This window comes from Nocardia sp. NPDC004722 (genome assembly GCF_053601505.1).
Map to the genome: position 1 here is coordinate 1 of NZ_JBSGBY010000413.1, position 7,740 is coordinate 7,740.

The following is a 7,740-nucleotide window of genomic DNA, read 5'->3' on the forward strand; positions in this document are numbered from 1 at the left end:
CCGCGTCAACGTCGTGTGGGCACTCCTCCGCGACAACCGGCTCTATCAACCTGAGCCCCTCACCACTGCTGCTTGACAACGGGATTAAGAGTCGGCGGCTCCTCCGCCTCCTCCCCCTGAGACCACCACACCCACTCCCGAGCCGCCGCCGACCACCACGGTGCGACCCGCTCCGACGACGGCGAAACCCGAACCGACGGAACCCAGTACGCCCGAAACGACGCCACCGGTGACGGACTACCGTGAGGCGTACATCCGAGGATCCTGCCAAGGATTCCTCAAGGTGCTGCACACGTATCCCGGCGGCCTTCCGCAGATGCGAGCGCAGATGGCACGGCCGTTCTACATGTCACCGGAAGAGTGGGCCGAAGCATTCGATCGCGCGGAATCCGGGTCGTGCTACTGACGCACGGCGTCCGGTAAAGCTGTTCAAATCAATTGACCTGTGCGACACGGCTGTGGACCGCCTCCGCCACGGCGGCATCCCCCCGTGGTGACGGGTGGAACGGCAACCCGACCAGGTTCACCTTCGGATCCAGCGCACCGAGCAGCCACGGGTCGGCCGAGCACAGCCCGTGTCCGGCCGTGGTCGTGCGGGCGTCGACGAAGTCGATCGACAACAGTTGGGCCGCATCGCGTTCGGCATCGTCGACCTTGTTCCAGAAGTCGTTGATGGCGCTGCCGCGCGCCTGGACGTAGCGGAACACGCCCAGTACGTCGAGGCACCAGGCGGACGAATCGGCCGGTGCCAGTTCGGGATAGCCGACCAGTTCGATCTTCGCGTTGGGCGCGTAGTACTTCACGTAGTCGATGACCTTGCGGACCCTGTCGGCGTAGGCGGCACCGTTGACCGCGGCCAGATCGGGCCACCGGCCCTGGGTCACCGCGTCGGCGTCACACCCCTGTGCGAGGTTGAACGCGCAGGTCAGCTGTGCGGGTGCGTCGGCGGTGGTGGCCGAGTCGTGCGGCCATTCGTCGTTGGCCCCCAATTGAATTGCCACCACCTTGGTGCGCGGCCCGAACGACCCGTTCTTGGCGGCCTTGATGGCCAGCTGGGCCAGGGTGTAGCCGTCGCGGCCCGGGACCTGCTGGCCGCTCGCGGTCACCGGCCCGCTGTCGATGGACGCGTTGGTGCAGGTGGCGTTCTCGAAGTCCGCGGCCTCGACACCCATCAGGGTGCTCAGCTGGACGGGCCATGAGGTGTCGCGGTGCAGGCATTCGTGGGTGGCGGTGTCACCGTTGCCGTCGCATTTCACCAGCACGCCGTCGCAGGGCGGGTTCGCGGCGAACGAATCGCCCATGACCACCAGGGTGCGGCCCGCGGGTGCGGGCGTGTCGTCGGCGGAGGCGACGCCGGTCGCACCGGCCGCCGCGAGCACGGCGACGATCGCCGCCAGCCGCAGCGGCAGCACCGCTCCGAATTTGTTCTTGATCAAGGCAATTCCTCCCCGACAGAAAATAGCGTGCGGACGACTCCCTCGCTCACGAAGCCGGCGGGACGATCATGTAGGTCAATTTCGGCCAGGCGACGGACATCGGAACCAGCGGATCACGGCAGATCCATACGGTCACATGATGGTTCTGCCCGGCGATGCCGAGCGGGTTGTCCATCTGCAATACCGGTGTGGCATGGGCGAACGCGGCCAGGAAGGTCCGCTGCTCGGGTGCGTCGTTGTAGCCGACAAAGAGGTAGGTGCGGGCCGTGTCCGGCGGTGGGCCGAATTCGCCGAAGCCGCGATTGGGGCTGTACACGGGCGGAATCCATTGGTACCGCCGGTAATGGTCGAGCGCCCCGGCCTCGTTGTAGGCCTCGGTGACGACCACCGCGTCGGCCTGGTCGGCGGGCGGCAGGCCGATCGCCACCCCGTGCACCGCGTCGGCCAGGTCGGCCCAGTCGTCGTTGCCGTAGTGCTGCAGGAATCCCAGGTACCCGTTGTTGGGCACGCTGATCCAGCTGCGCGGGTACGGCAGCGTCGCCAGCAAGGCGGTCAGCACGGCGGAGGCGACGATGAGGCCGGTGAACAGTCGCCGCAAACCCGTTCGCGCACCATTGATCTCGAGCAGCCCGGACAGGATCGCCGCGCCCGCGCCGAAGATCGCCGGAACGATCCCGGCCACGTAGTAGGACCGCCCGTGCTCCGCGATCACCAGCACGATCATCAGCGCGGCCGCGACCAGCACGAACCGGTAGGGCCGCAGCTTCGGCGACCGGGCCAAGCCGTAGAGGCCGAGTATTCCGAGCCCGCCGCCGAGGAATCCGGTGGTGATCATGATCGCCGCCACGGTCCCCCACTGACCGCCGTCGCTGCCCGCCGTCTCCTTGGCGATGGCGGCGTTGGTGGCCAGCTGCGGCCAGTTGTGGTGGGCCTGCCACAGCAGCGACGGGGTCATGGCCAGGCCGAAGATCAACAGGCCCAGCCACAGTGCGGGCCGCCGCAGGATCTCGCGGGGTCCGGCGACGAGCATGCCGAGGCCGACGCAGGCCGCCAGCATCAATACCAGCCATTTGTCCTGGACGTCGAGGGCCGCGGCCACGCCCACCCAGATCAACAGCCGGTCGCGGCGGGTCCGCACCCACCGGACGAACAGCCAGACGATGGTGGCCTGCAACGCGACGTCGAGGGCGACGCTGTCGAGCACGGTGAAGGCCACCACGAAGGGCGAGGCGGCATAGCCCGCCGCGGCGAGGAACTGGTAGCGCGGCCGGGCCCCGCATTCGTAGGCCACGGCGGCGGTGAGCACCGAGACCGCGATCAACAGCAGCAGTCCGGGTATCCGCAGCGCGAGCACCGATCCGGGCGCGAGCAGGTCGCACAGCCGCGCGATCAGGGGTATCGCGGGACCGTTGTCGACGTAGTCGACCGCCAGCCGTCGCCCGCACGCGAGGTAGTACAGCTCGTCACCGGCCAGCTGGAACCGGGCCGCGGACACCGACCACACGAGCGTGATCAGGCCGGAGCTCAGCAGGACGCCCCGCCACGCGAATACCGTTGGTGCGGTGTGCGATTCGTGTTCAGAGGTATAGGTGAGCGTCATTGCTGGAACAATCCTCATCGTGCGACGGCCAGGTCACATCCGGCAGCGATCGTGACGCGGGACACAGCACCAGACAGGTAAAGGAAAATATCCTTATTTCACTTTGATGGCAAGCGAACCCCCGGTTCGAATCGGCGACCCCGGGGGCCGGAGCTGCTCACCCCGGCCCACCTGCACCTATCCGGACCGCAAGGTCTGCACCGATCCGGACCGCGAGGTCAGAGCGTGCCGTTCTCGATGTCGCGCTTGAGCGCCGCCTGATATGCCTGATGCGACGCGATGCCGTTGTCGGCGGTGTACGACAGCAGCAGCGCATTGGCGGTGAAGGTGATGTGCTCGTTCACCGTCGTGGTCCCGTTGCCGTTGTCGGTGAAGCTGATCTTCTGCTGCGTGATGACGCCGGGATCGTCGTAGCTGTTGGTGGTGTAGTACCGGTCGGCCGGATGCAACGTCTGCTCGCCCTGCGTCTTCGCCGGATAGTCGACCGACCCCATCGGCACGTTCTCCAGCGCGGTGAAGTCGTTGGTCGTGGTGACACCGTCGGTGCAGGTGCGATGCATGATGATGTCCTGCAGGAACGGATGCCTGCCGATGTCGTTGCGCAGATTCGAGTACACCGTCCACACCTTGGCCAGCGGCGCGTTGATGGTGACCGGCAGATCGACCGTCCGCGACGACGTCCCGGAGGACGGGCTCTTCTGCGCGGCCTGATAGGAAGCCCACCCGGTCTGCCAGCCGGGCGTGTAGGCGTTCGGGGTATCGGTACAGGTCGGTGCGGAATCCGCTTGCGCCGCCGGTGAACCCGTCACGGCGAACGACAGGGCCAGGGCGCAGCCCAGTAGATATTTCACGGGCGTGACTGTAACCGGTTCTCGCGCGGAAAGATCAACAACCGTCGATAGGGTTATCGGGTGGAAATCAATGGCGTGCGCACCTTCGTCGCGGTGGTGGACGCCGGGCAGTTCCAGGAGGCCGCGCTCACGCTCTCGATCACCCAGCAAGCGGTGTCGAAACGCATCGCGGCACTCGAAAAAGACCTGGGTGCGCGGTTGTTCGCCCGCACCGCCCGGGGCGCCGAGCTCACGGTCGACGGGCAGGCATTCCTGCCGCACGCACTCGAACTGCTGCGGGTGGCCGCCCGCGCCGCCGCCTCGGTGCGGCCGGGACGGCGCGGACTGCGGGTGGATGTCGTCGCCCGACGCATCAAAACCGCGGGACTACTCCAGGATTTCCACCGGGCGCATCCGGCGATCGAACTGGACATCGTGACCCTCGAGGGCGACCTCGAGTCGGCGGTCGCCGCCGTCGAGGCCGGAACCGTCGACGCCACGTTCCACGCGGTCCCGCCGCAGCGCCGACTGCCCGCGTCGATCAGCACGACGCCCGTGGTCTCCGAACCGCACCAGGTGCTCGTCGGCCCCCGGCATCCGCTGGCCGACGCGCACACCGTCACCCCCGCTCAGCTTGCCGCGCACCGGATCTGGATGCCCGGCCTGCCGACGACCGGCGAAGTGGCCGACTACTACGCCGAACTCGCCGACGCCTTCGACCTCACCATCGACACCGCCGCCCCGCTCTTCGCCAAAGAGTCTCTGCTGGAAGATCTCTCGAACTCCCCCGAGCTGACCATGCTGATCGGCGAAGGCACCCAATATCTCTGGCCGGACCGCTACGACCTGCGCCGGATCCCGCTGCACCATCCCACGCCCGTCTACCCGATGTCCCTCATCTGGCGCACCGACAACCCGCACCCCGCCCTGACCGCCCTCCGCACCTACCTCGAGGCCCGGCGGATCATCCCGGACACCGAGCACTGGACGCCGACCTGGGGCCATCGATCGGCTCGGTAGCGTCGGCAATTCGTAGGTCAACGGTGACCTTGTGATGACCCGCCGGGCTTAGGGTGGGGCGATGGGCCAGCAGATGCCCGCTCAGCAGGGCGGGACGCCAGCGGTGGTGCGTACGGCCGGGGCACTGGTCGCCGCGGAGGGCGCGGTCGGTGCGGCGGCGGCGATCCGGGTGGGCTGGCATCTGGCGACAGGGTTCGGTGCGGTGCACGCCGGAAGATTCGGCGGAACGGCGTTCCTCGTCGGTTCGGCCGCGCTGGTGCTGTATTCCGGAATCGAGTTGATCCGCGGCCGCTGGTGGCCGCGCACCACCGCCACCATCGCGCAGATCCTGCTGTTCGGCCTGGCCTGGCTGGCCGTCACCACCGGTCACCCGGGCCTCGGGATTCCGCTGGGGGTGCTCACGCTGATCGTGCTGGGGCTGCTGTTCTCGCCACCGTCCAACCGCTGGATGGCGACGCCGTACGACCTGTCGCCCCAGGTGTGGCACCCGCACGGTCACGGATAGCCTGGGCGCATGTCGCCCGAAACGTCGCCAGACCTGCGAGAGACCTTGGAACCGGCGCGTTTTCAGCCGCGCCCCGATCCCCGGCCCGCCGACGAGGTGTGGCCGGAGATGACCTGGCCGGTGCCGCCCGGCACGGTACTGCGCGGGGAGACGGTCGAGTTGCGGCCGGTCGACGCGGCGGCGGACGCGGCGGCGCTGTTCGGGGCCCTCGATCACGATGCGGTGTGGGCGCATATTCCGGGGCGGCCGGAGGTCGCGGAGCAGTTCGAAGACCGGCTGCGGCAGGCGGATTCGGCCGAGGACTGGCAGATGTGGACGGTGCGCACCCGCCGCCCGGTCGGCGAGGTGCCCGCCGGTGAGATCGTCGGCGTCACCGCCTACCTGGATGTGCGGCCGCGCGACGCCGCGCTGGAGATCGGGTTCACCGCCTACAGCCCGGCCGTATGGGGTACCGCGGCCAATCCGGAAGCCAAACTGCTGCTGCTCGAGTACGCCTTCGAGACGCTCGGCGTCGGGCGGGTGCAGTTGAAGACCGACGTCCGAAACCATCGCTCGCAGCAGGCGATCGCGCGCCTGGGCGCGAAATACGAAGGGACGCTTCGCCGTCAGTTCCGCCGCGGTGACGGCACCGTGCGCGACAGCGTGCTGTTCTCGATCACCGTGGAGGATTGGCCGGAGGTCCACGACCGGCTCACCCGGCGGCTCACGCCGCGTGCCGGATGATGATGTTGCCCATGGTGTTCCGGGCGATCACCTGAACGGTGTCGGCGCTCGCCACGACCGGGGGCAGCTGGTTGTGCACGACCTGCCCGTTGGTCTCCAGCCGCGCCGCACTGCCCGGATCGATGCCGACCTCGAGTTCGCCCATGGAGGTCTCCAGCCGCATCACCCCGCGCACGGCCGAGCCGATGCGAATGTCGCCCTTGGCGGCCTTCGCGGTCACCGAACCGCGCGGGCGGTCGACGACGATCGCGCCGACGGCGATCTCCAGTTCGGTCTCGCCGAGTTCGCCGGTGCCGTGGATGCTGCCGACGCCCGCGCTGCCGGACAGGCGCGAACCGGTGGGCACCGCGATGGTCACCTCGATCGACGGGTTGCCGCCGAAGGGCGTGTAGGTGCGCCACTGCTTGGGCGTCTTCACCGTCAGCACGCCGTCGGCGAATTCGACCCGGGTGAGTTCGGCGGCGCGCACGTCGCCCTTCTTGGCCGGGTCGGCCGGGCGCACCTCGACCACGGTCTCGGTGCGTTCGGCGGCGTCGACGGTGACGCGGCCGGACAGGATCTCGACGTTGACGGCGATCGGCGCGGGGGTCTGGAAGATGGTCATGGTGGGCTCCTCGGAGATGGTGTTGCGGTCGTTGTGAGAACCACCTTCGCCGTCGGTGCTGACACCGGCCTGACACCGATCTGACACGGGCGCTCTCATCACGGCAGAATGTCCGGGTGCAGATCGGGATGCTTGGACCACTCGAAATCCGGACAGCCGGCGGCGGATTGGTCGAGGTGCCTGGCGCCCGGTTGCGCGCGCTGCTGATCGCGCTCGCCCTCGAGCCCGGCCGCGCGGTCCAGAAGTCGACGCTGGTCGACTGGATCTGGGGTGAGCAGCCGCCCGCCGACGCGGCGAATGCCTTGCAGGCCCTGGTCTCCCGGCTGCGCCGGGCCCTGCCGGACGGCTCGCTGGGCGCGGAGGCGGGCGGCTACCGGCTGACCGTGAAACCCGCCGAGGTCGATGCCGTGCGGTTCGAACAGTTGCTGGATCAGGCCCGCGGTGGTGACGACGCCCGCCGGGCCGACTCTCTGCGCGAGGCCCTCGAACTGTGGCGCGGCAACCCGATGCAGGACGTCGACCTGCACGGCAACGAAGCCTTCGACGCCGCCGTCACCCGGCTCGAGGGCCTGCGCGCGGCCGCCCAGGACGACCTGTACGAGGTGGAGATCGGCCTCGGCCGCGGGCCCGCGCTGATCGCCGAACTGACCGAACTGGTGGCCCGGAACCCGCTGCGGGAGCGGCTGGCCGCCGCCCTGATGCGCGCCCTGGCCGCCGCGGGCCGCGTCACCGAGGCGCTGTCGGTCTACCAGCAGACCCGCGAGACGCTGGCCGACGAGCTCGGCGTCGACCCGTCCGCGGACCTGTCCGCGCTGCACGTGGCGCTGCTGCGCGGCGAGGTCGGCGCGCCGACCGGCGACCGTACCACCAATCTGCGGGCCGAATTGACCAGCTACATCGGAAAATACGCCGACGTCGCCGCCGTGCGCGACCTCATCTCCCACCATCGGCTCACCACGGTGACCGGGCCCGGCGGCTCCGGCAAGACCCGCCTCGCATTGGAAACCGCGCAGACCCTGCTC

9 protein-coding genes are annotated in these 7,740 nt (G+C 69.0%); 5 read left to right on the forward strand and 4 right to left on the reverse strand.

Going from position 1 to position 7,740, the window contains the following annotated elements; all coding sequences use genetic code 11:
* Positions 1–229: 229 nt before the first annotated feature.
* Positions 230–406, forward strand: a complete 177-nt coding sequence (locus ACWELQ_RS31450) for a hypothetical protein (RefSeq protein ID WP_452400662.1) — start codon at positions 230–232, stop codon at positions 404–406.
* Between the two features lie 28 nt (positions 407–434).
* On the opposite strand, the gene ACWELQ_RS31455 is transcribed toward ACWELQ_RS31450, so the two are convergent.
* The 3 genes from ACWELQ_RS31455 to ACWELQ_RS31465 all read right to left on the reverse strand — a co-directional run bounded on the left by ACWELQ_RS31455 (position 435) and on the right by ACWELQ_RS31465 (position 3,887).
* Positions 435–1,436 (reverse strand): SGNH/GDSL hydrolase family protein, encoded by a 1,002-nt coding sequence (locus ACWELQ_RS31455; RefSeq protein ID WP_452400663.1) that lies wholly within the window; start codon positions 1,434–1,436, stop codon positions 435–437.
* Positions 1,437–1,482: 46 nt separating this feature from the next.
* Positions 1,483–3,036: an ArnT family glycosyltransferase gene (locus ACWELQ_RS31460; RefSeq protein ID WP_452400664.1), complete on the reverse strand. Its 1,554-nt coding sequence runs from the start codon at positions 3,034–3,036 to the stop codon at positions 1,483–1,485.
* Between the two features lie 218 nt (positions 3,037–3,254).
* Entirely contained in the window at positions 3,255–3,887 is a 633-nt protein-coding gene (locus ACWELQ_RS31465; RefSeq protein WP_452400665.1) for a hypothetical protein, read from the reverse strand.
* A 60-nt stretch (positions 3,888–3,947) separates the two neighbouring features.
* Between ACWELQ_RS31465 and ACWELQ_RS31470 the strand changes: the two genes are divergently transcribed.
* The 3 genes from ACWELQ_RS31470 (at position 3,948) to ACWELQ_RS31480 (ending at position 6,114) form a co-directional block, all read left to right on the forward strand.
* The gene (locus ACWELQ_RS31470; protein WP_452400666.1) at positions 3,948–4,886 is read left to right on the forward strand and encodes a LysR family transcriptional regulator; all 939 of its coding nucleotides are present in this window, start codon (positions 3,948–3,950) and stop codon (positions 4,884–4,886) included.
* Positions 4,887–4,947: 61 nt separating this feature from the next.
* Positions 4,948–5,391, forward strand: a complete 444-nt coding sequence (locus ACWELQ_RS31475; RefSeq protein ID WP_452400667.1) for a hypothetical protein — start codon at positions 4,948–4,950, stop codon at positions 5,389–5,391.
* Between the two features lie 9 nt (positions 5,392–5,400).
* Positions 5,401–6,114, forward strand: a complete 714-nt coding sequence (locus ACWELQ_RS31480) for a GNAT family N-acetyltransferase (RefSeq protein ID WP_452400668.1) — start codon at positions 5,401–5,403, stop codon at positions 6,112–6,114.
* On the opposite strand, the gene ACWELQ_RS31485 is transcribed toward ACWELQ_RS31480, so the two are convergent.
* Positions 6,095–6,805 carry a hypothetical protein gene (locus tag ACWELQ_RS31485; RefSeq protein WP_452400669.1) on the reverse strand — a complete coding sequence of 237 codons (711 nt, stop codon included), beginning with the start codon at positions 6,803–6,805 and terminating at the stop codon, positions 6,095–6,097. The two genes, ACWELQ_RS31480 and ACWELQ_RS31485, sit on opposite strands and share 20 nt — an antisense overlap.
* A gap of 89 nt (positions 6,806–6,894) precedes the next feature.
* On the opposite strand from ACWELQ_RS31485, the gene ACWELQ_RS31490 reads away from it, so the two are divergent.
* Positions 6,895–7,740: AfsR/SARP family transcriptional regulator (locus tag ACWELQ_RS31490; RefSeq protein WP_452400670.1), on the forward strand; the 846-nt coding region annotated here is incomplete at its 3' end.

Bases quoted from the DNA above. Each gene is read 5' to 3' on its own strand.
- ACWELQ_RS31475 (WP_452400667.1), top strand. From the start codon at position 4,948: ATGGGCCAGCAGATGCCCGCTCAGCAGGGCGGGACGCCAGCGGTGGTG.
- ACWELQ_RS31480 (WP_452400668.1), top strand. From the start codon at position 5,401: ATGTCGCCCGAAACGTCGCCAGACCTGCGAGAGACCTTGGAACCGGCG.
- ACWELQ_RS31460 (WP_452400664.1), bottom strand. From the start codon at position 3,036: ATGACGCTCACCTATACCTCTGAACACGAATCGCACACCGCACCAACG.